Below are 23,633 nucleotides of genomic sequence, written 5' to 3' on the forward strand. Positions count from 1 at the left end.
GCCGAACCGATGGTGGTTACATCAATGCAAAGGCGACGTGACCGGGAGGGGTGAGTGAGCCGATGGAGCCGACCGACCCGGCGGGACGGCGGACGGGCAAGCGCATGACGCGGTTCACGGATCTGATGCGGTCGAGCCTGCCGTCTTCGCCTTCGCAGATCGACACCGCAGTGGAGCCGCTGATACACGAGCACCGCCAGTTCTACCCGCGTGCGGACGTGGATGTGCTGCGCCGCGCGTTCGTGGTGGCGGAGTGGTACCACCGGGGGCAGACCCGCAAGTCGGGGGCCCCTTATGTGACGCATCCGCTGGCGGTGGCGATCCTGCTGGCGCAGATGGGTGTGGACACCGCGACGCTGGCGGCGGCGCTGCTGCACGACACCGTCGAGGACACCGATCTGACGCTGGGGCAGGTCCACGCCGATTTCGGCGAGGAGGTCGCCGTCCTGGTGGACGGGGTGACCAAGCTCGACGGGTCCAAGTGGGGCGAGGGGGCAGAAGCCGAGACGTTCCGCAAGATGATCCTGACGGCGGCCGGCGACCTGCGGGTACTGGTCATCAAGCTCGCCGACCGTGTGCACAACCTGCGGACCCTGGGCTTCCACTCCAAGCAGGCCAAGCGGGAGCGGATCGCGCGGCAGTCGATGGAGCTTCTGGTCCCGTTCGCCGAGAGGCTCGGCATCTACGTCTTCAAACGCGAGATGGAGGACGTGGCGTTCGCGACGCTGCGCCCCGAGGCCGAGCAGGCCATCGCCGCGGCGATGGAGGCCAGCGCCGAGGACCGCGCCGCCGCGCTGCGGCCCCTGGTCGCACGGCTGGAGAAGGCGCTGGCGGACGCGAATCTCAAGGCGGAGGTCGCGGTCCGGGACCGGCACCGGTATTCGATCTACCAGGACCACCGCAGAAACCCGGTGCAGCCGACGGACGCTCTTCAGCCCGGTGAGGTATCCCGGATCACGGTCCTGGTGGACGGGACGCCCGAAGAGTGTTACGTCGCGCTGGGAGTCGTGCACGGGGTGTGGCGGCCGCTCCCGGGCCAGATGAAGGATTTCATCGCGCTGCCGAAGTACAACATGTACCGATCGCTGCACACGACGGTGGTCACCGAAGCCGGGACGCTGGAACTGGCGATCCGCACCCCGGCGATGCACCGTATCGCCGACTACGGAATCGTCAGCCAGATCCAGGACGCCGCCGCCGGGTCCCGGCGGGGGGCGCGGCAGGCCGCGCGCCGCCCGGATCTGGAGTGGCTGCGGAACCTGCTGGCATGGCAGGCGCACGCCCCGGCGGCCGATTTCCTCGACAGCCTGCGGGTCGATCTGCACGGCGGCGGCATCGTGTCGTTCACCCCGTCCGGCGAGGTCGTCCCCCTTCCGCAGGGTGCCACCGCCGTCGACTTCGCGTACGCGATCGACACCGACCTGGGCCACACGGCGATCGGCGCAGTCGCCAACGGACGGCTGGTGCAGATGACCGCGGCGCTGGAGGACGGGCAGGTCGTGGAGATCCTCACCGGACCCGGCTCCGGCCCGTCGGACGAGTGGCTGGACGCCGCCCGTACGGGCCGTGCCCGCGTGGAGATCCAGCAGTGGTTGGCCGGGCGGCGCAGCGAGGCGGCCGGGCAGGCCGGGCGCCGGCTGGTCGCCGACGCCCTGGCCGCCAGCGACGTGGAGCTTCTGGACCTGGAGACCGGCGGGGCCGCGCTGACGGCGGCGCGGCACCTGGGGTATCACGATCTGGAATCGCTGTATTCGGCGGTGGCCGCCAACACCGTCACCGTCGGCGACCTCACCGCCCGGCTCCTGGCCGACGCCCCCGGCCGGCAGGAAGGCGACACGGACCAGGACCCCGGTCAGAAACCGGGTGCCTGAGGGCTCACCTCGCCCTGGTCCGCGGTTTCCTCATCGCCGCCCGCGGCCGCGTTCAGGTCCGCGCGCAGGGCGCGGGTGCGGTCGGCCAGCGCGACGATGCCACCGGTCACCCGCGTGATCCGCGCCAACGGCGACCTGCCGCCACCGCGGGGGTAGGCGTGCAGTGCGCGACCGACCACCCGGTAGAACTCTGCGGCGTCGCGGTAGATCCGCGGGCCGATGCGTGCGGGGTCGGCCATCTGGTTGGACGCGATATAGCGGCAGGCGTGGAACAGGGGCCCGATCTCGGTGACCGCGCGGTCGGTCCGGGTACGGAGCGCGAACGGGGTGGCGGGACACAGGTGCGGCGAGTCGGCCATGTGCCGTAGCTGGTTGCGTTCGGGTTCGGTACGGACCCGCCAGCGCCGCGCCTGGGGGTCGAAGTCGGCGTAGGCGTCGGCGACCGGGTCCCGGTCGATGTTGCACAACGACAGGGTCCCGCGCCCCTGCGGCCCCTGGTTCGCCCACACGTACACCTGGGGGACGTCCAGCGCCGGGCAGGCGTGCACCGGCTTGGTCGAAGGGCGGCCCGCCTCCACCGCGTCCACATGCTCCAGATAGGCGTCGGTCTGCCCGGCGTCCCCGATCACCTGCTCGCGCAGCTCGCCCTCGGTGAAGTACAGGAACGGGACGTTGAAATGCCACAGGTCCCGGTGGACGTCCCGGAAGGCCAGCAGGCGGTCGGCCAGAGCCCGCCAGGCCAGCGGGTCGACCGGCATCAGCCCGGCGGCGTCGGCCTCGGCGTCGGTGACGCCCTCCAGGGTGCCGCTGTGGAACGAGAACGCCCGCACCCCCAGGCCGAACAGTTCCTCGACGCTGTCCACGATCGTCGGATAGTTGATGGGCCACACCGTCATCTGCACCTTGAAGGGGGCGCCCCGCGCCAGGCAGTGCCGGATGATGCGCAGGGTCCGCCGGTGCGCGTACGGGCGGCCGCGCAGCCGGTCGTTCACGGCGGCGTCCATGGAGTCGAGGCTGATGACCAGCATGTACACCTGACCGGAGTCCAGGGCGGCGCCGAAGGTCTCCTCGAACCGCTGAACGGTGACCGCCCCGTGGGTGATGATCTGCTGCGGCCAGCCGCGCCTGCGTGCGTGATCGAGCTTGGCGGCGGTCCCGGCCGGGTCCATCGTCGGCTCGGCGCCCAGCACGTACAGGTCCTGCATGCCGGGGCCGAGGGCGTCGACGTGCGCGATGAACTCCGGCAGCGGCGCGGTCTTGCGGCGCCCGTCCCGGGCCGCCTGCGCCGGGCTGATCTGCAGCAGGTCGCGGGTGTAGCAGCCCGGACAGGCCAGCTGGCAGCGGTCGTCGCCCTGGTAGGTGGCCCGCATGATCTCCCCCTCGTCGGCCCAGGTGTGACCGGACGGCGCGGGAGTCTGGGTGACGCGTTCGGTGGCGGGAGGGAACTCGATGTCCCGGGGGCGCCGGATCCCGGCCCTGTCCTGGACCGGGCTGTAGCGGCGCCGCTCCCTCCAGGTGATCACGTTGTGCACGCCGTCGCCGGGACCGTGCCCCTGACGTGGATCAGCCATACGTGCTCCCTGTTAGGGCCTGCGACGAACGGAACGGGAGGCGCCTCCGTCCGGGGGCCGTCGACCGCCTCGACCAGGTCGTACCCGGCCCGACCAACCAGCGACCGCCCGCCGGGAACCGGTCGCCTCGCCGTGCCGATGGGCGACAGCGTCCGGTATCGGAGACGGCGGGTCTGCCATCGGCATCGAGCCCTGCCTGGGCGACGTCCGTCAGATGCGCCCCGCGAGATGCCCCAGAGGTCACCCGGGCCTACCCGGCGCGGGGGCGGCCGGACGCGCTCGGCCGCTCAAGCGCCCTACCGGGCCCTTGAAGCGGGCTGGGCCCATAGCAGGGGATCATCGCGACCTTGGACGCGAGCTTCACCCTGGCTCAGACGGATCCTCGGCCGGCCTCGAAGAGGTCCTCCAAGATCAGTCGCGCCAGCCACCGCGGTCCAGGAGCGGTTCCACGTCACTCACGCGACCTCCAGTTCCTGCGGTGCGACGAACACGCCACGTCGGCGGAAGGCGGCCGGCGCGTGAACGATGGCGTCGGCCCTGGCGGCAGGAGTGTTGAACGGGAACCAGAAACGGTACAGACGGCGAGACTCGGCCCAGGAGGGGGCACCGAGCCCGTCCCGGGCTGCCAGGTGCTCGGCGAGCGCCGCCAGGAACACGTCCCAATGCTCATCGCCCGTGGATGTGGGTTCGTCAGTGAGGAGCACCAGGCGTTCGGTCCGGGGCTCGTGCCGGTACTCTTCGAGAAACTCGGCGATCAGCCGCCACCGGGTCTCGTCGTCTCGTGTGCCGACCAGGTGATGGGCCAGGCCGACCATGGTCATCGGCTGGTAGCCCTGCTCGGTGCGCATGATCTTCACCTCCACCTCAACCCTACGGCCAGGGGCACCGGACCGGTACGCGCTTGGAATGGTCCACGCCGCGCTCGTCGGCACCGGCACGGGGGCCTGGTCCTCGTCGGTTGTACTCGTCGCATTCCTTGCATAGGCGGCCGCCCATTAGGGCTTGTGGCCGACGGCGCAGAAGGCTGTCTACTTCGGGTTCATTCATCTCAGGGGTCCGGGTTCTCAGGGTCCGGGTTCTCAGGGTGACGGCTGCCGCCGGATTCGTCCCACGGTCCGAACGCCGCGTTCGGACCATTCGCCCAGATGGAGGCACGACTCCGCGTCACACGAGGCCGGTGGCATGGGTAAGAATATTCCTTGACACGAATATTCGTCGTGGAGAATACTTCTTCTCATGGAGGCACTTCTCAGCGCGTTGGCCGACACGGCTCGCTGGCGGCTCGTGGGCCTGCTGGCCGAGCGGCCCCGCTCGGTCGGCGTGCTGGCGCAGCTCGCCGGGGCGCGCCAGCCGCAGACGACCAAGCACCTGCAAGCCCTTGAGCGGGCCGGTGTCGTCACCTCCCGGCGCAACGGCCAGCGCCGCATCTACGCACTCCAGCCCGGCCCCCTGCGGGAACTGGCGGCCGCGCTCGGCCGGCTCGCCGACGCCGCGGACCAGGCGGGCGGCATGCGTGAGACCTACGACCGCCATGGGCGCAGCCTCCAGGCGGAGCGACTCGCCGCGAAGGCGCCGGGATGGGCCGACGGCCGCTCGTTCAGGTTCCCCCGGTCGCTGCCGGGGCGCCCCGATGTGGTCTGGCGCCACCTGACCGAGGTTTCCCTGCTCTCCCGGTGGTGGACGCCCGACGACCTCCGCGTCTCCGAACTCGTCTTCGAGGCGCGACCGGCTGGACGGATCGTCCACGAGTACCGCGATGCCGAGGACGCCGACGGCTCCGACATGGTCGCCGGACGCGCGGAGGGAGTCGTCGACGAGGTACGCCCCGGTGAGCGCCTCGCCTACCGGCTCTCCCCTCTGCTTCCCGGCGGCGGCGTCGCCTTCACCGCCCACGTCGACCTCGACCTCCGGCCCACCGGCGGCGGCACCGACCTCGACGTCCACTTGCGGATCACCGACAGCACCGTCGAGTCGGCGGACTTCATCGCGGGCATCGAGATCGGCTTCGGCCAGAGCCTCGACAAGCTCGCGGCCGCCCTCGCGGCGGACACGCACGGCACCGACCACGACATCGATACAAGGAGCACCAGATGACGGAGCAGATCCCCGGACGCAGGGTGACCGCGAACATCAACCTCACCCTCGACGGGCGTTACAACGGCCCTGGCGGGGCCGCCGACCTGGGCGCGATCGTCCCGTATGCGACCACCGAGGTCGCGCGGGGCCACCTCAGCCGCATCTGGGAGGGCGCGACGACGGCGCTGCTCGGCCGGGTCAACGCCGAAGGGTTCCTGGGGTACTGGCCATCGGTCGCCTCGGACGAGAACGCCGACCCGCGTGATCGCGGATACGCGACGTGGCTGGTCGGCGTAGAAAAGGTGGTCTTCTCGACCACCTTGGACGAAGCGCCGTGGGAACGCACCCGAGTGGTGAACGCCCCCGCCGCGGACGTCGTCGCCGAACTCAAGGCCACCGGCGGAGGCGACATCCTCGTCAACAGCAGCGCGAGCCTCATCAAGGCGCTTCTCTCGGCGGACCTGCTCGACCGGCTGTACCTCATGATCTCCCCCGAGATCACCGGGGGCGGGCAGCGGCTGTTCGACGACGGCCTGCCGGCTTCCAGGTGGACGCTCGCCCACCAGGAGACCGGCGAGCTGGGCGAGATGGCCATGGTCTACGACCGGCTGCGCTGACAGGCCACCGGGTCCTGACCTGATCCGGCGACCAACCGGGTGGCGACGAGAAGGACCCGCGCCGTGGGGTGCGGGTCCTTCCGGGCGTGGACGTGTCAGCCGGTCACGGGGTCAGCCGGTCACGGGGAGGTCGCCGGTCACGGGGGTGGGCACCGGGGCGGCGCTCGGCGGGCCCGACGGGGCGGGCGCCGGGGACGCGGACGGGTCGCCGCCCGGCTTGCCCGGGTCGGACGGCTCGCCGGGCTTGCCGCCGTCCTTGCCGCAGGTGACGGACGCGATGCTGATCGTCTGGGTCTTGCCGGCGACGACCAGGCTCACCTCGATGGCCGTGATGGTGAGGCTGCCGTCCTTGTCGCGGACGTGCCTGTTGAGCGTGACCGTGGCGTTGCCGAGGCTCGGCAGGTCGACCTTGACCGAGCTGTTGGGCGTCGCGGCGGCCTTGAGCTTCTTGCCGTTCAGCGACGCCTTGACCAGGTGGGAGACGCCGTTGCCGTTCTCGCACTTGGCGGTGACCGCGCTCGCGCTGAGTCCGAGCTTGGCGATCTTGAGGTCGGCGACCGAGGCGCGGGCGTGCCCGGACCAGGCGGCGGCGTTGAGCACGCCAGCCTGGACGAGGGGGTTGGCCGGCAGTTCGGCGACGCTCTTGCGCTCCGGCTTCTGGGCGGTGGAGGTCACCGACGGGGTCGCCGGGATCGCGATGGGCCCGCTGGCGGAGACGGCGAACGCGGAGCCGGCGCCGCCGCTGGTCGCGGACGCGGCGGGGACGGCGACAGCGAAGGGCAGGGCGAGCGCGCCGACGGTGGCCACGCACTTGGTGAGTGCCTGCAAACGCACGATGGTTCTCCTTGATTCTGAACTGGTTGGGGTGTGAGCGGGGAAACCGGCCTCACGGCCGGAGAATCGGGGAACGTCAGTCCGTGATGTGGACGGGCGTACCGAGCGGGATCTTGGCGAGGCGCTTGAGGGCGTCCGCGGGGACGCGAACGCAGCCGTGCGTGACGGCCTTGCCGAAGACGGACGTGGACGGCCAGCCGTGGAACGCCACCGTCCCGGGGCCGCCCCCGTAGGTGTCGAGCGTCGCGGAGTGCGCGCCGACCGGCAGGATCAGCGGGCTGTAGGTCGGCTTGGCCGGGGCGAGGGAGGCGAGCAGGAACGTCCGGCCGGTCGGGGTGGGCGTCTTGCGCGTGCCGACCGCCACCTGCCAGGTTCCCTTCGGGCGTCCGGAGTCGAGGAGGGTCAGCTTGCGTTCGCTGAGGTCCACCTTGATGACGTGGGTGCTGCGCGCGGTCTTCAGCCCGGCGTCGGGGATCCAGCCGGTGACGCCGTTGGGGCGGCTCGGGAGCAGCACGCGCCGCCAGCCGGGACGGCTCTCCAGCACGGGAACCCAGGTCGGGCCCTTGAGCTGGGTGGCCGGCAGTTCGGCGACGGCGGGCGCGCCGGGTTTGGCCGACACGGGCGCCGCCTCGTTCGGGTGCACCACCGTCCCGTCCACCTTGGCGGACGGCGCCGAGTCGCGCGGCAGGTCGTCCAGGGTGGTGTAGGTGGTGGCCTGGGGCAGTTCGCCCGCGCCGCCCGCCGGCGACGCCTTGGCGCCGGCCGGCTCCTGTCCTCCCCCGCAGCCGCTCACGAGGATCGCGATGACCGCCAGTGCGGCCGTGCCGGCCGCGGGCCGGCGGGCCCGGAGAACCGTGCCGTGCGGTGTTTCGTCCCTCACGGTTTCGTCGCTCAAGAAGACTCCCGATGTCATGGATGCCGGGTGGACGGGGTCTCCGCGTCCCCTTCCCGTCCTTCCGGTTCGCCTCTGTGCCCGCTGATTACGCACGAGGCCGCCATGGGGTTGCACGGTGTGTGGAACAAGTTGCGGACCGTGTTCCGGGGCCGGTGGCGGACCATTGCCGGGCATTGACGGGCGCCCGGAACAAACGGGGTTTGACAAGTGTTTGAACCCTCAACTAAACTCTGCAGAGTCGTTGAACTTTCAAGCACATCTAGCGCAGGAGTCCCCATGAGCATCGCCACCGTCGCCCCCGGACTGACCGCCGGAACCTGGAACATCGACCCCGGGCACTCCGAGGTCACCTTTGTCATCCGCCACCTGATGACCAAGGTGCGGGGGACGTTCACCGAGTTCACCGGCGCCGTGCAGATCGCCGAGGAGCTCAGCGAGTCGACGGCCACGGCCGAGATCAAGATGGCTTCGCTCGACACCCGCAACCCCGACCGGGACGCGCACGTGCGGACGTCCGACGTCCTGGACGTCGAGAAGTACCCGACCATGGCCTTCACCACCACGGGCGTGCGCACCGAGGGCGGCGAGTACTACCTGGACGGCGACCTGACCATCAAGGACGTCACCCGTCCGCTGAGCCTCCGCGTCGAGTTCAACGGCGTCGGCGAGGACCCCTGGGGCGGGACGCGCGCCGGGTTCTCCGCCGAGGCCACGATCAACCGCAAGGACTGGGGCATCGAGTTCAACATCCCGATCAAGGGTGGCGAGAAGGCCCTGCTCAGCGACAAGGTCGACCTTCAGCTTGAGGTCCAGGCCGTCCTCGCCTGACCCGAACCGAGAAGGGCCGTCCACAGGCTGTGGGCGGCCCTTTGGCCTGCCGCGGCCCTTTGGCGGGCCAAGGCTCAGGCGCGGTTCGGACGCCGGTCGGGGGACGCCGCGGCGAGCGGGAGGCAGAGGGCGAAACGGGCCCCGGCGGGACGGTCCTCGACGCGGAGGGTACCGCCGTGCGCCTGGGCGATCTCCCGCGCGATCGCGAGGCCGAGGCCGGTGCCGCCGGCGCCGCGGCTGCGGGCGGTGTCGAGGCGGGTGAAGCGTTCGAAGATCCGCTCGCGGTCGGCGGGCGCGATGCCCGGCCCGTCGTCGGTGACGGTGAGCAGTGCCCGGCCGTCCCGCCGCGCCACCTCGACCGTGATGGACGAGTCGGCGTAGCGTTCGGCGTTGTCCAGCAGGTTGCCCAGCAGCCGGACCAGCTGCATGCGGACGCCGCGCACCGCCACGTCCCGGGTGACCTCCGTGGCGATCTTCAGGGCGAAGGTGCGGCGGCCGACCTCGGCGTCCGCCAGCGCGGACAGGTCGATCGGCTCCTGCGCGGCGGTCCCGCCGGTGCCGATGCGGGCGAGCAGGAGAAGGTCGGCGACGATCGACTCCAGCCGGTCGGTGTCGTGCAGCGCCGACTCGATGACGGCCCGCAGGTCGTTGTCGTCGGGGTGCATCGACGCGTCCTCCAGGTTGGCCCGCAGTCCCGCGATCGGGGTCCGCAGCTCATGGGACGCGTCGGACGCGAACTGCCGCTGCCGTCCGACCGCGCGTTCCAGCCGGTCGAGTGTCGCGTTGGCGGTCCGGGCGAGCTGGGCGATCTCGTCGTGCCCGGGCGGCTGCGGGACGCGGCGGCTCAGGTCGGTGGCGCTGATCTCGGCGAGCTGGGCGCGGATCGCCTCGACCGGGCCGAGGGTACGGCCGACGACCCGCCAGGTGATCCACGCGACGGCCCCGGCGAGCAGCAGGACGCTCCCGGCGAGCAGCGCCTCCAGCAGCCCGTTCACCAGATAGGACGGCAGCGGCGACGCCGCGTACACGACCACGGAGTCGGACGCCGTCGTGGCGCGGATGGCCTCCAGGACGTAGCACCGGCGGTCCGGCCAGCCGCCGTGGCACTCGGTGTAGTCGCGGACCCGCAGGTTGCTCGACGGCCAGAGTCTGCTCACCGGCGGTCTGCCCGCTACCTCGGGTGTCGCGTTCGTCACACGCCCGCCGGGCGCGACGACCTGGATCAGGACGCCGCCGCGGGTGTCGTCCGCGATGGGCCCTTCCAGCGTGCCGTCGCGGACGCCGCCGCTGACCCGCCGGCCCTCGACCTGTGTCTGGCGGAGGACGTCGGCGTTGACCGCGCTGCGCACGGCGACGTCGACGCCGATCGCGGTGATGCCGAACACGAGGGCGGCGATCACGGAGGCGACGAGCGTGTCCCTGCCCCGGATGGACCGGGGGCGCAGGCTCATGGCCCCTCCCCGAGGGAAATGCCGGTTTCCGGACGAGGCACAACGCTACCCGCCGGTCATCAATCGGGAAGCCCGAAATCTGGTGCCGGGTTTTCACCTCCCCTCACCGGGACATCCCGTTTTATGACGGTTCTTCCGGAGCACAGGGACGGACACATGGGCAGGGACGTGGCTTCGGTCACCATCAGCGGCGAGGACCGGCGACGGTACCGCGACAAGGTACGCAGGTGCCTGGACGTGCTGGCCCGCATGCTGGGTGAATCCCAGTTCGACTTCGAGCACCCCCACATCGGCCTGGAGATCGAGCTGAACCTGATCGACACGATCGGCGACCCGCTGATGCGCAACGCGGACGTGCTCAAGGCGATCGCCGACCCGGCCTGGGCCACCGAGCTCGGCCAGTTCAACCTGGAGATCAACATTCCGCCCCGGGAACTCGGCGGCGAAAGCACCGGCGAGCTGGAGACGGAGGTCCGCGGCCACCTCCAGCACGCCGACGACCGGGCCCGGGAGGTCGGCGGCCGGCTCGCCATGATCGGCATCCTGCCCACCCTGCGGCGCACCGACATCGGCGAGGAGACCCTCTCCGCCAACAGCCGCTACAAGATGCTGAACGACCAGATCTTCGCGGCCCGCGGCGAAGAGATGCGCATCGCCATCGACGGCCCCGAACCGCTGCACATGCACGCCGACACGATCCTCCCCGAGGCCGCCTGCACCAGCGTCCAGTTCCACCTGCAGGTGAGCCCCGACCAGTTCGGCGCGTACTGGAACGCCGCCCAGGCCATCGCGGGCCCGCAGGTCGCCATGGGCGCCAACTCCCCCTACCTGTTCGGCCACCGGCTCTTCCACGAGACCCGGATCAGCCTGTTCGAACAGGCCACCGACACCCGCCCGGACGAACTCAAGGCCCAGGGCGTCAGGCCCCGGGTCTGGTTCGGCGAACGCTGGATCACCTCCGTCTTCGACCTGTTCGAGGAGAACGCCCGCTACTTCCCCGCCCTGCTGCCCCTCTGCGAGGACGAAGACCCGCGCGCCGTCCTCGACGACGGCGGAATCCCCGAGCTGGACGAACTCACCCTCCACAACGGCACGATCTACCGCTGGAACCGTCCCATCTACGCGGTCGTCAAGGGCCGCCCCCATCTACGCGTGGAGAACCGCGTCCTCCCCGCCGGCCCCTCCGTCGCCGACGTCATCGCCAACGGCGCCTTCTACTACGGCGTCGTCCGCATGCTCGCCGAAGACGAACGTCCGGTCTGGACGCGCATGTCCTTCGCCACGGCGGAAGAGAACCTCCACCGCGCCGCCCGCGACGGCCTCGACGCCGACCTTTACTGGCCCGGCCTGGGCGAGGTCCCCGCCGCCGAACTCATCCTCCGCAAACTCCTCCCCCTGGCCCACGAAGGCCTCCAACGCTGGGGCGTCGACCCGGCCCGCCGCGACCGCCTCCTCGGGATCGTCGAGCGTCGCTGCGTCACCGGCCAGACCGGCGCCGCCTGGCAGATCAACACCGTCCAGGCGATCGAGGACTCCTTCGGCACCCCGAGACACGAGGCCCTGCGCATGATGACCCGCTCCTACGTGGACCACATGGGCCACAACGACCCCGTCCACACCTGGCCCCTCGGGCCGTAGTTCTTCACAAGTCCTGCACATTTCACGCTCGATGCGCACATAACAGGCTTCTAGAGTCTGGTTCGTGACTGGGAACGAGACGCGGATCCTCGTCGTCGAGGACGAGCCGACGATCGCGCGGGCGGTGGCCGACCGGCTGGTGGCGGAGGGGTTCGGCGTCGAGGTCGCCGGGGACGGGCCGTCGGCGGTCGAACGCGCCCGCGCGTACGAGCCGCACCTGATCGTGCTGGACGTGATGCTGCCCGGGTTCGACGGGCTGGAGGTCTGCCGGCGGGTGCAGGCGGCACGGCCCGTGCCGGTGCTGATGCTGACCGCCCGCGACGACGAGACGGACCTCATCGTCGGGCTCGGCGTCGGCGCCGACGACTACGTGACCAAGCCGTTCAGCATGCGGGAGCTCGTGGCCCGCATCCGCGCGGTGCTGCGGCGCGTCGACCGGCCGGCGGCGGACGCCGTGGCGGACGAGCCCGTGCGGATGGGCGCGCTGGAGGTCGATCCGCGGGCCCGCCGGGTTCGCCGGGACGGCCGCGAAGTGCATCTCACGCCCACCGAGTTCGACCTGCTCGCCTGCCTCTTGCGGAACCGCGGGACGGTGCTGACGCGCGCCGTCCTGCTCGAACAGGTGTGGGATTGGGCCGACGCGTCCGGGACGCGGGTCGTCGACAGCCACGTCAAGGCGCTGCGGCGGAAACTCGGGCAAGGCCTGATCCGGACCGTCCACGGTGTCGGCTACAGCCTGGAGGGAACGTCGTGACGGCCGTCGAACGAGGGGTCGTCCACAGGCTGTGGACAAGGCTTCCCCGCCCCCTGGACCCACTCCGGTCGATCAAGGTGAAGTTCGGCGTCGTGGTGGTCGTCACCGCCTGCGTCGCCGTGCTGATCGTTCTGTGGGGGTACCCGCTGGGGTTCCGGGCGCGGGAGACGATGCCGGTCGGCCTGCTCATCTCGGTCGTGGTGATACAGCTCGTCGCGCACGGCATGACCGCGCCGCTGCGGGAGATGACGACGGCGGCGCGGGCGATGGCGCGCGGCGACTACAGCCGCCGGGTGCGGGCCACGTCGCGGGACGAGGTCGGCGAGCTGGCGCAGGCCTTCAACCGGATGGCCGCCGACCTCGCCGAGGTCGACCGGCAGCGGCGCGAGTTCGTCGCGAACGTGTCACACGAGCTGCGCACCCCGATCAGCGCGCTGCGGGCCGTCCTGGAGAACGTCGCGGACGGTGTCACGCCCGCGACACCCGACGTCCTCGAATCGGCCCTGGACCAGACCGAGAGGCTCGGACGCCTCGTCACGCAACTCCTGGACCTGTCGCGGGTCGAGGCGGGCGCGGCGGCGCTGGACGTGGCCGACATCGACGTGGCGGCGTTCGTCGCAGACGTCCTGGCGGAAGCCACCGCCGGGCATCCGGACGCCCTGTTCGAGGCCGATGTCGCGCCCGGCCTGCACGCCGTCGCCGACCGCGACCGGCTCCACCAGATCATCGCGAACCTGCTCGACAACGCGGCCCGGCACGGCCCGGACGGCAGTCCCGTCACCGTGACGGCGCGTCCGGCGAACCTGCCGGGCGGTCTCGCCATCGAAGTAGCCGATGAGGGACCCGGCATTCCCCCGGAGGAACGCGCCCGTGTCTTCGAACGCTTCACCCGCGGTTCCGCGTCCGGCCCCCGCGCCGGGACGCCGGGCGGCGGCACCGGCCTCGGCCTCGCCATCGCGAGCTGGGCGACCGACCTGCACGGCGGCGACATCACCGTCTTGGACACACCGAGCGGCTGCCGCATCCGCGTGGTGATCCCCCCGAACATCGGAGAAACCGCATGACGAAACCTCCGCAGGACCCGTCCGGCCGGCCCGAAGAGCCCTCTCCGCCGGACAAGGAGCCGGCCGCCGCCCCCGGCGAGGCGGACACCGGCCCCGCAGATGAGGCGGACTCCGGCCCGGAGGAGGCGGACACCGGCCCCGGAGAGGCGACCGCGGCCTCCGCCAAGGCGGGGGCCGGATGGGCGGCGCCGACGGGTCCCGGAAGGAAGGCCGCTCCTCCCCGGGGGTCGGGGGAGATGGGCGCCGGGCCGGCGGGGGGTGCGCCGCCGCAGGCGCCTTATGGGGCCGCGCAGTATCCGGCGGGTCACGGGGCCGGCCACTATCCGGCCGGTCAGGGGCGCCCGCCCTACTCGGCGCCTCACGGTGTCCGCGGGTATCCGCCGCCTCCTCCGATGGTCTACACGCCGACGAAGCTGGACCGGGCCGTCACGGCCTGGAAGCGTCCCGCGCTTCCGATGTCGCCCGCGCTGGCGGCGGGCGCGGCCATCGCCGGGCTGATCGGCGCCGTCACGGTCGGGCCGTCGCTGCTCGGCGGGCATCTCGGCGTGGGGGTCCTCATCACCGCCACCGCCGTCGCGTACGTGACCGGGGCGTCGGCCTGGTCGGCGGGGCGTCTCGTCCGGAGCGGGCCCGGGAAGGGGGGTTCGTGGTTCAACCGGACCGGGGTCGTGTTCCTGCTGCTCGCGGTGCTGCTGTCGGCGAGCGCGGCGGTCCGGGACGCGGACTGGATCGTCCTGCCGGCGTTGCTGCTCGCCGTCGCCGCCGGCTCGTACGCGGCGTGCGGCGGACGCTCCTGGGTGGAGGTCCTCGGCGGGGGGCTCGCGGTCGTGCCGGCCGTCGGCTACATGATCCCGTGGGCGGGACGCGGCGCGTATCAGGCGGCGTCGCCGAGCCGGGGCAACGCCTGGCCGGTCATCCGGACGGGCCTGATCGTGACCGGGCTGCTCGCGGTGTTCGGCGGCCTGTTCATGGGGGCGGACGCGGCGTTCGGCAGCCTCGCCTCCGGTCTCGTCCCCGAGATCTCGCCGCTCTCCGTCTTCGTGTACGCGTTCGCGGGTGCCGCGACGCTGGCGGTGGCGTCCGCCGCCGCGTACCTCGGGCAGGCGCCGCCGCCGCTGCGGATGCTGAACCCCGACCCCGCCAAACCGGCCGGACGCTGGTCGTGGGCCGTGCCGATCGCCGCGCTCGACCTGCTGTTCCTGGTGTTCTGCGCGATCCAGGCCGGTGTGTTCCTCGCCGGCGACAAGGACAAGCTGCTCGCGTCGACCGGCCTCACCTACGCCGAGTACGCGCGGCAGGGCTTCTTCCAGCTCGTCGTCGTGACGGTCCTCGTCCTCGCGGTCGTCGCGGTCGCCATGCGGTACGCGCCGTCCGGCGGGCGCGGCGACCGCGTCACCGTCCGGGGCCTGCTCGGGCTGCTGTGCGCGCTGACCCTCGTCGTCGTCGCGGTCGCGCTGCGGCGCCTCTACCTGTACGAGGAGACCTTCGGCTGGACGCGGCTGCGGCTGTGGGTGCACGCGTTCGAGTTCTGGCTCGGCGGCGTGGTGGTGCTGGTCGCGGTCGCGGGCGTCGTGAAGGGACGTGTCGCGTGGCTGCCGCGGGCGGTCGCGGCCGGTGGCGCCGTCGCGATGATCGCGCTGGTGTCGATCAGCCCGGACGGGTTCATCGCCGAGCACAACGTCGACCGCTACGAGGACACCGGCAAGGTCGACGTCGAGTACCTGCGGGGGCTGTCCGCCGACGCCGTCCCGGCGCTGGACCGGCTGCCCGAGCCGCAGCGGTCCTGCGCCCTGCGCTCCATCGCCCTCGACCTGAACGACGACGAGCCGGCGATGGGCGCGAACTACGCGCGGAGCAGGGCCCGCGAGATCCTGAAGCGCCGCCCCGTGGACGACTCGGCGAGCTGCGCTACCGACTCGTACCGTTCCGGTTGACGCTGTCGTCCGCGGTCGCCTGGTCGTCCATGGTGAGCAGGGCGAATGCGGCGAGGGTCGAGTCGTCGGTGATGCGGCCCTCCCGCACCAGCGCCGTGAACTCGTCCCTGGAGAACCACCGCTGCCGCATGTCCTGCTCCTCGGGCTCCCGGTCGGTCTCCCCGGCGCGCAGGTCGGACGCGACGAAGACGTTGAAGCCCTGGCCGCTCGTCCCGTGCGAGCAGTGCAGGTGGCCGAGGTGCTTCAGCGTCCCCGCGCGCAGCCCGGTCTCCTGCGCGAGTTCCAGGCGGGCCAGTTCCTCGGGGTCGGCGTCCTGCCGGCCGGGGAGGGAGCCCTGCGGGAAGTTCCAGGTGCGTTTCCCGATCGGGTACCGGAACTCCTCCACGAGGTGGAACCCGTCCCCTTCGACGGGGATGACGAGTACGAAGTCGGGTTTGTCGACGACTCCGTAGATGCCGCGCGAGCCGTCCAGCCGTTCGACCTCGTCCTCCCGGACGACCATCCAGGGGTTCTCGTAGACGACCCGCGTGCCGACCTGGCGGACCGCGGGCTCGCCGGGCTTTCCGGTGTCATGCATGCTCAGGCTCCCGACCCGTAGCGGTAGACGAGTTCGTGCCGGTCGCCGACCACCACCCGGTGGGTTACCTCGACGACGCGGCCATCCTTGTCGTACGCGCGGCGCCACAGCGTGAGGACGGGCTGGTCGGGACCGATCTCCAGCACCTCCTGCTCGTCCGCGCACGGCAGCCGGCACGTCACCGACTCCTCGAACGTGATGCGGTGGCCGACCTCCTCCAGCCGCGAGTAGATGCCGCCCGGACCGGTGTCGACCTGGCGCAGCACCGGGATCTGCTCGACGATCTCGGGGATCACCCAGGTCGTCGCCGTCTGGACGGGCGGTTCGCCTTCCACTCCCTGGACGCGGGCACGTTCCAGGACACGCGTCCCGGGCGGCACGTCCAGCCGGGGCGCGAGCCGCTCGCCGGCCTCGACCTCGGTGACGGTCGTCCGGGTGAACGGCGTGCGGCCGTCCTTGCGCGCCGAGACGTGGAATCCGCGCCACGCCCCGTCCTGCCGGGTGATGTCGGCGGCCGCGCGCCGCACCCGCTGCGCCGTCCGCACCTGGGTGCCGGCGCCGGGACGCGGCTGCACGAGCCCCTGGTCGGACAGCATCCGCAGGGCCCGCCGGACGGTCGAGCGGTCGGCCTCGTACTCCCGCGCCAGCTCCCGCTCGGACGGCAGCCACACGCCCGGATCGAGCTCACCCTCGATGATCCGGGCGGCCAGCGCGTTGCTGATCGCCTGTGCCTTCGTGGGGGGTCGGGGCATACCAGATCCTGCTCCGGGTCGATGTGTTGACCTCACACCGTACAGATGCCACACCGAACGGACGTCTTTTGGGGTTATGCCGAACGCGTTGTGACCGGTGCTAGACCGTCCTATGGTAGACCTACCATAGGCCCACCGAAGGAGCCCGCGCGATGTCGGTGATCATGTGCATGCCCGGCTGGCACAGCGAACGCTCGAACAGCGGCCTGCGGGCCACCCGGGTCAACCCCCTCTCGGACTACCAGCTGCTGAACGGCTGCCTGGAGGAGATCGTCGCGGCGGACGAGGGCGAACTGTGGCTGCTCTGCGACGCCCAGACCCGGCTGGCCGAGCGCGTCGCCACCGCCGAGCGGCTCCGCGCCGGGCCGGCCGGGCCGGGGACGGGCGGCCGGGCCGGGACGGTCAGGTCCGGCGGAAGGTGACCACCTCGCCGGAGCCGCCGACGGCCTCGCTGGGTGGCTGGATCAGGCGTTCGCCGGCGTTGTCCGCCAGCAGCGCGCGGGCGCGCAGCACGATCTCCAGGTCGAACCGCAGGTCCGGGTCGAGAAGCTGGTCGCCGAACAGCTCCTCCAGCTGACGCAGCCGGTACCGGACGGTCTGCGGGTGGACGTGCAGCCGCATCGCGACCTCGTTGGCGTTGCGGCCCGACTGCAGCCACGCCAGCAGCGTCTCGGCCAGCCGGTCCTGCTGGCTGGGCCGCAGGTGCGCCAGCGGCGCGAGACGCAGGTCGGCCAGCGAGGTGATGAGCCCCTCGTCCTGGAACAGGATCAGCGTGGACATGTGCTCCACGCTGCGGATCACGCCGCTCTCCGTCTCGATCACGCCGCGCTGGACGAGACAGAGCGTCTTGCGGGCCCACTGGATCGAACGCGCCGCCTCCATCAGCGGGACGGTCGGGCCGACGACGGCGAGCGTCCCGGCCAGGGCGCGGTCGACGAGCTTGGCGCGTCCGGGGCCGTCCGGATCGGGGATGATCAGGCTGGGCGTGCGGCGGGTGAGGTCGGCGAGGACGTCGGGCGGGAACGCGGGCTGCCGGGCGCCCTGGTGGTGGCGGCCGAGCGCCACCGCGGCGACCGTCCGGGGGACGGGCCAGTGCGCGGCGGCGGCAAGGTCGGCGATGGCCTCCTGTGCGGCGGGCGGGTCGGCGAACAGCAGGTCGAGCAGGCGCTTGCGGCGGCGCTGCATCTCACCCGCGACGGCGGCCTTGGCCTGGGAGAACCCCTCGGCCGCCGCGTGCGCCAGGTCGTTCTGGAACTCCATCATCACCTCGCCGACGGCACCGAGGGTGCGCGGCGAGACCTTCAGGACGTCGGCGCCCTCGCTGAGCCGGCGCCAGGCGATCATGCCGCCGACCCGCATCGCGCTCTGCATGGCGTCGAGGCTGCGCCCCTCCCCGGCCTCGCCCCGGCCTATGGCGCGGAAGAAGTCCACCACCGGCGCGGAGTCGTGCCCGGGGTCGGCCACCCGGTCGACGAAGTAGTGGAGCACGCGCTCGACGGCGAGCCGCAGTGTTCCCGAGTAGGAGCCGTCTCCCGGCCGGTCGTACTCCCTGACGCGCGTCTGGATCTCCTGGATCATGTCGTCCGCCACCTCGTCGAGGTGCGGCCGCATGTGGTCTGCCAGTTCCCTCGGCAGATCCGGCCACAGGCGCCCGTTCGTGGTCGAACCATCGTCCGCCACAGAACCTCCCAGCTCTCGTGCCCCTGCGTTGCGCGCCGTACACGGGGGGTAATTACTTACTTACGTTACTCGTGTGAGGCAAATCATGACCCGTGTGGAGCCCGGGAGCAAAGTGTAGGTCGATATTCGACCTAATTCGGCCGGGATCGTTACAAAGAGTCAACACATCGGGGAACTCCGGCCGGTTCGCCCGGCGAAACCCTCCGGCCCGCCACTGTCAGGGACCACCCGATCACCGGAAGCACCACCTGCGAAGATTCCGTCCGCGGCGGGACTCGCCCCGGCGACCCGCCGGGACCCGGCCGCACCATCGGCCGTTCACGATGCGTCACGACCGGAATGCCGGCCCGAAATCCAGGTCGAAGCCGGAGGCGCCGACACTGCCGGCGATCGTGGCCGCATCGGACCCCGCCGCAGCACGCTGCCGGGGATCCAGCGCATCGAACGGCTCGACCGTCAACGCCAGCCGGTCCCGTTTCCGCCGTTGCCGCCATACCCCGGCGATCTCACCGTCGACCAGCACGATGCCCGGATTGGCCGCCGGCCGCCACACCGCCTTCCGCAGGGCCGGGTCGGGCACCAGGAGATGCCGGTCGCCCAGTTCGGTGAGCGGATCGTACGGCGGCAGCAGACGGACACCACTCGGATCAGCCGCCGCCCCGAGCGCATCGATCTGCTCGGCATGCGCCCAGTACTGGGCCCCGTCCACCTCGACGGGACGCAGCTCATCCTCGACGGGTTTCCACCAACGACGCGCAGCGCCCGGCGTGATGCCCAGCCAGGACGCAAGCTGAGCCGGTTTCGCCGGACCGGACGTCGCCAGGAAACACCGAACCAGCTCGGTGCGGCAGCCGGGTGGATCCGCAGGCGGGAACGGCTCGGCCGGACGGTAACGGAACCGGCTCGGAGCCGCGGTGTCGACCTCGATGACGAGCCCGGCCTGAAGCGTCGCCCGCCGGAACAACTGATCCTGGACGTGGAACACCCCGCAACCCTCACACCACGGCGTGAGCCGCCGGTCCACCTCCGGGCTCACGGCGCCGCTGAGTTCACCCTTCGTCGGCGACCGCCCGTCCGCGACCACCGCCCGCATCGCCGTGGCGACCTCGTCCAGCGCGGCGCCGAAGGCGATCCCCTCCTGGGCGAGTCCGGCACCGAACGGCCCGATCGACTGCGGAGGCAGATCGGCCCCGTCCTCGACCCGCAGCGCCGCCGCCAGCCGTGCCAGGTCGGCGGCACGGTGCATGTGCATGGCGGCCCGTATCGAATGAACGAGCACCGCGTCCGGCGCCTGGCCCGTCCGCAGCCGCAGGGCGAGTGACGCGCTCCGCCCCGGCGGATAGTCCTGGACGCCGGTCGCCAGCACCGTCTCCGCCCGCCCCTCGGGGCCGAGCCCGTGCGCGGCGAACCGGTAGGCGATCACCTGCGTCCGGCCGGCCATCATTCCGCCTCCCGATCCCGGGGCTGAGTGGACCTGAGCATGTCAGACCACGCTAGGCCGCCATCCCGGTCACCGCACCCCCCCACCTGCGACGGGTCCGGCGCGGCGGGAGGCATAACTTCCGCGAGCCGGGTAGGGGCAGTGACCTGACCAGGGTTCGGGACCCAACGGCTGGACGTGACATGTTCGAGATCGAGGACATTCGGCAGTGGCGCGGCCGCGAAGTGATCGACGAGAGCGGAAGCAAGGTCGGCCAACTGGAGGCCATCTACGTCGACACCGCGACCGATCAGCCTTCCTTCGCCACCATCAAGACCGGCCTGCCGACCCGGCAGCGCCTCGTGTTCGCTCCGCTCTCCGGGGCGTCGGTGGGGCCGGAGTACGTCCGTGTCGCGCACGCGAAGAAGGAGATCAGGAACGCTCCCGCGATCAGTACCGACGGAGAGCTTCTCGCCGGCGATGAGCAGGCGGTCTTCGACTACTACGACCTGCCCTACCAGGCGGCCCCGGACGAGCGCCGCCTGGCACGCCGCTGACCGGCCACCACGTCACCAGGGAGGGATCGCCGTGGCATTGTTCCTGTTCATCCTCTTGGTGGCGATTGCGCTAGGAATCATCGGATTCGTCGTGAAGGGCCTGTTCTACCTACTGATCATCGGTGTGCTGCTGTTCCTGGCCGACCTCGTCCTAAGCGGAATCCGCTTCGGCCACCGCCGAGCCTCCCGCCCCACCCGCTGACCCCACGTGAAGTTCACGGACGCCGCCGCCTGACGCGGACGGGAGCGTGGCCGGCGCAAGGCCGGTCGAGCGATCAATCGCACGCTTCACACGATCAACCACGATGACGGGGACGTGGCGAAGCTGGACCCCATGACAGCCGCCCAGTCGTCACCAACGTCCCCCGGCTCTTCGCCGCCCGAGGTCTCGGCTCCGCCGGGAACCCGTTCGAACTGGTCACCGATCGTCGCGCTCGCCGCCGGGATCGCGGTGCTCGTGGCCAGCGAGTTCCTGCCCGCCAGCGTGCTGCCCGCGATGGCCGCCGACCTCGGGCTCAGCGAGGGCACCGTCGGCCTTTCCGTGGCGGCCACCGCGATCGCGGGCGCGGTCACGGCGCCGAGCATCGCGGCGCTGCTGCCGCGGACCGACCGGCGTACCGTGCTCGTCGGGCTCCTGGTGGCGGCCGCCGTCGCGAACCTGGCCGTGGCGATCGCGCCGGGCTTCGCCGTCCTGCTCCTCGGCCGCCTCGTACTCGGCATCGCCATCGCGGGATACTGGTCGTTCGCGTTCGGCGCGGGCACCCGCGCCGTGCCGGGACGGGACAGCGTGGTCTCCACGTCGATCGCGCTCGGCGTCACCATCGCGACCATCGCCGGCGTCCCGCTGGCGTCCCTGGTCGGTGACGCGGTCGGCTGGCGCTCGGTGTTCGGCGCCGCGGCCGTCCTCAGCGCCGCCGCGGCCCTGGCCGTCGCCGCGACGCTGCCGCGGGTGCCTCCGCATCCGGCCGCAGGATTCACCATGCTCAGGTCGGCGCTCGCCAACAGGTGGCTGATGGCCGGGGTCCTGGGAGTGGTCCTGGTCGCGTTCGGCAACTTCACCGCCTACCCCTACATCAAGCTCGCGATCGAAGGGGTCGACGCGGACGCCACGGTATGGCTGCTGCTCGCCTGGGGCGTGGGCGGAATGGCCGGCAACCTCGCGGCCGGACGGTTCGCGGGCCGGTTGCGGATCGTGGCCGCCGCGGCACCGCTGCTGCTGGGCGCCGGCCTCCTCGCCACCGTGACCGCGACGTCCCTTCCGGTGCTGGCCGTGGGGATCGTCGTGTGGGGTCTGGGCTTCAACATGGTCCCGGTCGCCACCCAGTTGTGGGTGACCCGCGTCGAGCCCAAGCGCGCCGAATCGGCTCTGTCGTTGCAGGTGACCGCGTTCCAGGTGGCGATCACGCTTGGGTCGGCGTCAGGAGGCGCGCTCCTGGACGCGCACGGCGTCACGGCCGCCTTCCTGCTCGGCACCGGATTCGCCGCGGCGTCCGGGACGGTCTTCGCCGCCCTGCGCGTTCCGCGTGGGTGACATGTCGCGCCAGGCCTGCGGCGCGACGCCATGGTGGGACGAGAACGCCCGGCTGAAGGCGGCCGCGGAACCGTACCCGACGGCATACGCGACGTACTCCACCGGACGCGAGGGATCGTCGAGCAGTCGGCGCGCCTCCCGCATCCGCACCTCCCGGAGCACCTCCGCGGGTCCGCGGCCGAGCGCGCGGCGGAACCGCTCGCCCAGCGCGGAACGCGACAGATGGACCAGGCGCGCCATTTCCTCGACGGTCCACGGCTCCCCCGGTCTGGCCGTCACCGCGGCCACCACGGCGGCGACGGCCTCGTCCATCCGGACGTTGTCGCTGCCGCCCTGGTCCTCGATCCACGAAGCGGTCATCGCCGCGCCGATCAGATTTCCGTAGCTGGCGGCGAAGAGGGAGGGCTCGCACACGCGCTCAAGCGGGCACTTCCCGACGAGCTCCGCGACGCCCGTGTGCCGGGTGCCGAAGCCGCGAACGATCAGGGGGTTCGGCAGCCGATGGACCGGTACGGCCAAGCGCAGATCCCCGACGACCAGAACGGACCGCTCGTGCCGGTTCGACGCGATGGCCCGGTGAGCGATACGGGCGTCCACGAGGACCGCGTCGCCTTCGGCGAGAACGCTGGACCCCGATGCCGCCTCAAGCGTGACCTCACCCGCCAGCACCAGCCCCCACCACGAGCCCGACGGTGTCCTGAGCGCCGTGCGGGCCCACAGCCGGACATGGTGCGAGCTCGACATCTCCCACACCGCTGCCGGCGACGCGGCCCCGTCCACCCCGGCACGTGCGATATCCACGACGTTCGCCACTCAAGGTCAAGCACAGGGAGAACCGTCTGCTATTCCCCGCCGTCCACCGAACACGGCGAACGTCCGGTTCCTCCCGCCGCCGGCGTGGCTCGGTCAGCCGAGAATCAGTGGGATCGTCACGGCCAGGTCGCCCAGTTCGGCGGTCTCCGCGTCCGTCGGCGCTCGACGTCCGGTGCCGACCAGCAGGGCGTCCGTGTCGGAGAACGCCACCGGAATCCGTGCCCCGGCGATCTTGTCCAGTGCCGCGCGGGCGGCGGCGAGGGTCTCGGCGGGCGGTCCGGCGGCCGAGGGCAGGTGCGCGATCAGGTCGAGGTGGTGCAACGTCCATTCGAGGACGTACGCGGACAGGTAGTCGCCGGCGGTCAGCACCTTGTCCTGGGTGCTGACGCGGACGCCGGGGTCGGCGAGTTCGGCGGCGCGCCCGGCGGCGGACCCGACGTCGTCGAAATGGAACTTGAGCAACCTCGGCTCGCCGTACGCGGCGGCCAGCCGGGGGATCAGTGCGTCGAGCGGGTCCTCGCCGGTCGGGGGTTCGACAAGGTCCCAGTAGGTGACCGAGTCCGCGGTCGGTTCGGTGTCGGCGGGCGTGACCAGCGTGATCAGGACGTCCTGGGCGTCGATGATCAGGTGGCACACCAGGTCCCGCACGAGCCAGCCGGTACAGCCGGACGGCCGTTCCCAGTCCTGCTCGGAAAGTTCGTCGACCGCGGCGCGCAACGCCGTCCAGGAACGCGAGAAAAGATCCACCCCGGCAAGCTAGTGCCGCACCG

Annotated in this window: 23 protein-coding genes; 12 read left to right on the forward strand and 11 right to left on the reverse strand. The window is 71.7% G+C overall.

The window, feature by feature from the left end; genetic code table 11:
- Nucleotides 1-50: 50 nt before the first annotated feature.
- Nucleotides 51-1,871, forward strand: a complete 1,821-nt coding sequence (locus ACGFIS_RS12300; RefSeq protein WP_392909384.1) for a RelA/SpoT family protein — start codon at nt 51-53, stop codon at nt 1,869-1,871.
- Here ACGFIS_RS12300 and ACGFIS_RS12305 read toward each other — a convergent pair.
- Together ACGFIS_RS12305 and ACGFIS_RS12310 are read right to left on the reverse strand one after the other, a co-directional pair.
- Nucleotides 1,853-3,442 (reverse strand): radical SAM protein, encoded by a 1,590-nt coding sequence (locus ACGFIS_RS12305; RefSeq protein WP_392909386.1) that lies wholly within the window; start codon nt 3,440-3,442, stop codon nt 1,853-1,855. The genes ACGFIS_RS12300 and ACGFIS_RS12305 overlap by 19 nt on opposite strands.
- 455 nt (nt 3,443-3,897) lie before the next feature.
- Entirely contained in the window at nt 3,898-4,305 is a 408-nt protein-coding gene (locus ACGFIS_RS12310; protein WP_392909388.1) for a hypothetical protein, read from the reverse strand.
- A 373-nt stretch (nt 4,306-4,678) separates the two neighbouring features.
- Between ACGFIS_RS12310 and ACGFIS_RS12315 the strand changes: the two genes are divergently transcribed.
- Entirely contained in the window at nt 4,679-5,536 is an 858-nt protein-coding gene (locus tag ACGFIS_RS12315; protein WP_392909390.1) for a metalloregulator ArsR/SmtB family transcription factor, read from the forward strand.
- Nucleotides 5,533-6,135 carry a dihydrofolate reductase family protein gene (locus tag ACGFIS_RS12320; RefSeq protein WP_392909392.1) on the forward strand — a complete coding sequence of 201 codons (603 nt, stop codon included), beginning with the start codon at nt 5,533-5,535 and terminating at the stop codon, nt 6,133-6,135. Before ACGFIS_RS12315 ends, ACGFIS_RS12320 begins: the two co-directional genes overlap by 4 nt.
- A 111-nt stretch (nt 6,136-6,246) precedes the next feature.
- Here the strand turns inward: ACGFIS_RS12320 and ACGFIS_RS12325 are convergent, their stop codons facing one another.
- Both ACGFIS_RS12325 and ACGFIS_RS12330 read right to left on the reverse strand, forming a co-directional pair.
- Nucleotides 6,247-6,969 (reverse strand): hypothetical protein, encoded by a 723-nt coding sequence (locus tag ACGFIS_RS12325; protein WP_392909394.1) that lies wholly within the window; start codon nt 6,967-6,969, stop codon nt 6,247-6,249.
- Between the two features lie 76 nt (nt 6,970-7,045).
- Complete coding sequence (locus tag ACGFIS_RS12330) at nt 7,046-7,864, reverse strand: L,D-transpeptidase (RefSeq protein ID WP_392909396.1); 819 nt, start codon at nt 7,862-7,864, stop codon at nt 7,046-7,048.
- 276 nt (nt 7,865-8,140) lie between these two features.
- On the opposite strand from ACGFIS_RS12330, the gene ACGFIS_RS12335 reads away from it, so the two are divergent.
- Nucleotides 8,141-8,692, forward strand: a complete 552-nt coding sequence (locus ACGFIS_RS12335) for a YceI family protein (RefSeq protein WP_392909398.1) — start codon at nt 8,141-8,143, stop codon at nt 8,690-8,692.
- A 74-nt stretch (nt 8,693-8,766) separates the two neighbouring features.
- On the opposite strand, the gene ACGFIS_RS12340 is transcribed toward ACGFIS_RS12335, so the two are convergent.
- A complete protein-coding gene (locus ACGFIS_RS12340; protein WP_392909400.1) occupies nt 8,767-10,143 on the reverse strand; it encodes a sensor histidine kinase in 1,377 nt (458 codons plus the stop codon).
- A 156-nt stretch (nt 10,144-10,299) separates the two neighbouring features.
- Between ACGFIS_RS12340 and ACGFIS_RS12345 the strand changes: the two genes are divergently transcribed.
- The 4 genes from ACGFIS_RS12345 to ACGFIS_RS12360 all read left to right on the forward strand — a co-directional run bounded on the left by ACGFIS_RS12345 (nt 10,300) and on the right by ACGFIS_RS12360 (nt 15,533).
- Nucleotides 10,300-11,781, forward strand: coding sequence for a glutamate--cysteine ligase (locus tag ACGFIS_RS12345; protein WP_392909402.1), 1,482 nt, complete (start codon nt 10,300-10,302; stop codon nt 11,779-11,781).
- A gap of 64 nt (nt 11,782-11,845) precedes the next feature.
- A complete protein-coding gene (locus ACGFIS_RS12350) occupies nt 11,846-12,535 on the forward strand; it encodes a response regulator transcription factor (RefSeq protein ID WP_392909404.1) in 690 nt (229 codons plus the stop codon).
- On the forward strand, nt 12,532-13,599 hold the full coding sequence (locus ACGFIS_RS12355) for an ATP-binding protein (RefSeq protein ID WP_392909406.1): 1,068 nt from the start codon (nt 12,532-12,534) through the stop codon (nt 13,597-13,599). The genes ACGFIS_RS12350 and ACGFIS_RS12355 overlap by 4 nt, the downstream gene beginning before the upstream one ends.
- Complete coding sequence (locus ACGFIS_RS12360) at nt 13,596-15,533, forward strand: DUF4153 domain-containing protein (protein WP_392909408.1); 1,938 nt, start codon at nt 13,596-13,598, stop codon at nt 15,531-15,533. Before ACGFIS_RS12355 ends, ACGFIS_RS12360 begins: the two co-directional genes overlap by 4 nt.
- Here the strand turns inward: ACGFIS_RS12360 and ACGFIS_RS12365 are convergent.
- Entirely contained in the window at nt 15,508-16,110 is a 603-nt protein-coding gene (locus ACGFIS_RS12365; protein WP_392909410.1) for an NUDIX domain-containing protein, read from the reverse strand. The two genes, ACGFIS_RS12360 and ACGFIS_RS12365, sit on opposite strands and share 26 nt — an antisense overlap.
- Before the next feature lie 2 nt (nt 16,111-16,112).
- On the reverse strand, nt 16,113-16,862 hold the full coding sequence (locus ACGFIS_RS12370) for a GntR family transcriptional regulator (RefSeq protein WP_392909412.1): 750 nt from the start codon (nt 16,860-16,862) through the stop codon (nt 16,113-16,115).
- A gap of 152 nt (nt 16,863-17,014) precedes the next feature.
- Here ACGFIS_RS12370 and ACGFIS_RS12375 point away from each other — a divergent pair, with 152 nt between their 5' ends.
- On the forward strand, nt 17,015-17,284 hold the full coding sequence (locus tag ACGFIS_RS12375) for a hypothetical protein (RefSeq protein WP_392909414.1): 270 nt from the start codon (nt 17,015-17,017) through the stop codon (nt 17,282-17,284).
- Here ACGFIS_RS12375 and ACGFIS_RS12380 read toward each other — a convergent pair.
- Nucleotides 17,265-18,542: a helix-turn-helix domain-containing protein gene (locus ACGFIS_RS12380; protein WP_392970595.1), complete on the reverse strand. Its 1,278-nt coding sequence runs from the start codon at nt 18,540-18,542 to the stop codon at nt 17,265-17,267. The genes ACGFIS_RS12375 and ACGFIS_RS12380 overlap by 20 nt on opposite strands.
- A gap of 328 nt (nt 18,543-18,870) precedes the next feature.
- Nucleotides 18,871-19,986: a winged helix DNA-binding domain-containing protein gene (locus tag ACGFIS_RS12385; RefSeq protein ID WP_392970598.1), complete on the reverse strand. Its 1,116-nt coding sequence runs from the start codon at nt 19,984-19,986 to the stop codon at nt 18,871-18,873.
- Nucleotides 19,987-20,165: 179 nt separating this feature from the next.
- On the opposite strand from ACGFIS_RS12385, the gene ACGFIS_RS12390 reads away from it, so the two are divergent.
- The 3 genes from ACGFIS_RS12390 to ACGFIS_RS12400 all read left to right on the forward strand — a co-directional run bounded on the left by ACGFIS_RS12390 (nt 20,166) and on the right by ACGFIS_RS12400 (nt 22,050).
- Nucleotides 20,166-20,519 (forward strand): PRC-barrel domain-containing protein, encoded by a 354-nt coding sequence (locus ACGFIS_RS12390; RefSeq protein ID WP_392909420.1) that lies wholly within the window; start codon nt 20,166-20,168, stop codon nt 20,517-20,519.
- 31 nt (nt 20,520-20,550) lie between these two features.
- On the forward strand, nt 20,551-20,721 hold the full coding sequence (locus ACGFIS_RS12395; RefSeq protein ID WP_392909422.1) for a hypothetical protein: 171 nt from the start codon (nt 20,551-20,553) through the stop codon (nt 20,719-20,721).
- Between the two features lie 132 nt (nt 20,722-20,853).
- Nucleotides 20,854-22,050 (forward strand): MFS transporter, encoded by a 1,197-nt coding sequence (locus tag ACGFIS_RS12400; protein ID WP_392909424.1) that lies wholly within the window; start codon nt 20,854-20,856, stop codon nt 22,048-22,050.
- On the opposite strand, the gene ACGFIS_RS12405 is transcribed toward ACGFIS_RS12400, so the two are convergent.
- The gene (locus ACGFIS_RS12405; RefSeq protein ID WP_392909426.1) at nt 21,937-22,794 is read right to left on the reverse strand and encodes a helix-turn-helix domain-containing protein; all 858 of its coding nucleotides are present in this window, start codon (nt 22,792-22,794) and stop codon (nt 21,937-21,939) included. The genes ACGFIS_RS12400 and ACGFIS_RS12405 overlap by 114 nt on opposite strands.
- Before the next feature lie 162 nt (nt 22,795-22,956).
- Nucleotides 22,957-23,610 carry a maleylpyruvate isomerase N-terminal domain-containing protein gene (locus ACGFIS_RS12410; RefSeq protein ID WP_392909428.1) on the reverse strand — a complete coding sequence of 218 codons (654 nt, stop codon included), beginning with the start codon at nt 23,608-23,610 and terminating at the stop codon, nt 22,957-22,959.
- Between the last annotated feature and the right edge of the window lie 23 nt (nt 23,611-23,633).

It is taken from the genome of Spirillospora sp. NPDC048824, from assembly GCF_043198455.1.
Classification (GTDB): Bacteria; Actinomycetota; Actinomycetes; order Streptosporangiales; family Streptosporangiaceae; genus Spirillospora.

Excerpts from the sequence above, each read along its gene's own strand:
- ACGFIS_RS12320 (WP_392909392.1), top strand. The coding sequence starts at position 5,533 with ATGACGGAGCAGATCCCCGGACGCAGGGTGACCGCGAACATCAACCTC.
- ACGFIS_RS12340 (WP_392909400.1), bottom strand. The coding sequence starts at position 10,143 with ATGAGCCTGCGCCCCCGGTCCATCCGGGGCAGGGACACGCTCGTCGCC.
- ACGFIS_RS12305 (WP_392909386.1), bottom strand. The coding sequence starts at position 3,442 with ATGGCTGATCCACGTCAGGGGCACGGTCCCGGCGACGGCGTGCACAAC.
- ACGFIS_RS12345 (WP_392909402.1), top strand. The coding sequence starts at position 10,300 with ATGGGCAGGGACGTGGCTTCGGTCACCATCAGCGGCGAGGACCGGCGA.
- ACGFIS_RS12375 (WP_392909414.1), top strand. The coding sequence starts at position 17,015 with ATGTCGGTGATCATGTGCATGCCCGGCTGGCACAGCGAACGCTCGAAC.
- ACGFIS_RS12390 (WP_392909420.1), top strand. The coding sequence starts at position 20,166 with ATGTTCGAGATCGAGGACATTCGGCAGTGGCGCGGCCGCGAAGTGATC.
- ACGFIS_RS12335 (WP_392909398.1), top strand. The coding sequence starts at position 8,141 with ATGAGCATCGCCACCGTCGCCCCCGGACTGACCGCCGGAACCTGGAAC.
- ACGFIS_RS12360 (WP_392909408.1), top strand. The coding sequence starts at position 13,596 with ATGACGAAACCTCCGCAGGACCCGTCCGGCCGGCCCGAAGAGCCCTCT.
- ACGFIS_RS12370 (WP_392909412.1), bottom strand. The coding sequence starts at position 16,862 with ATGCCCCGACCCCCCACGAAGGCACAGGCGATCAGCAACGCGCTGGCC.
- ACGFIS_RS12365 (WP_392909410.1), bottom strand. The coding sequence starts at position 16,110 with ATGCATGACACCGGAAAGCCCGGCGAGCCCGCGGTCCGCCAGGTCGGC.
- ACGFIS_RS12405 (WP_392909426.1), bottom strand. The coding sequence starts at position 22,794 with ATGTCGAGCTCGCACCATGTCCGGCTGTGGGCCCGCACGGCGCTCAGG.
- ACGFIS_RS12315 (WP_392909390.1), top strand. The coding sequence starts at position 4,679 with ATGGAGGCACTTCTCAGCGCGTTGGCCGACACGGCTCGCTGGCGGCTC.
- ACGFIS_RS12385 (WP_392970598.1), bottom strand. The coding sequence starts at position 19,986 with ATGATGGCCGGCCGGACGCAGGTGATCGCCTACCGGTTCGCCGCGCAC.
- ACGFIS_RS12400 (WP_392909424.1), top strand. The coding sequence starts at position 20,854 with ATGACAGCCGCCCAGTCGTCACCAACGTCCCCCGGCTCTTCGCCGCCC.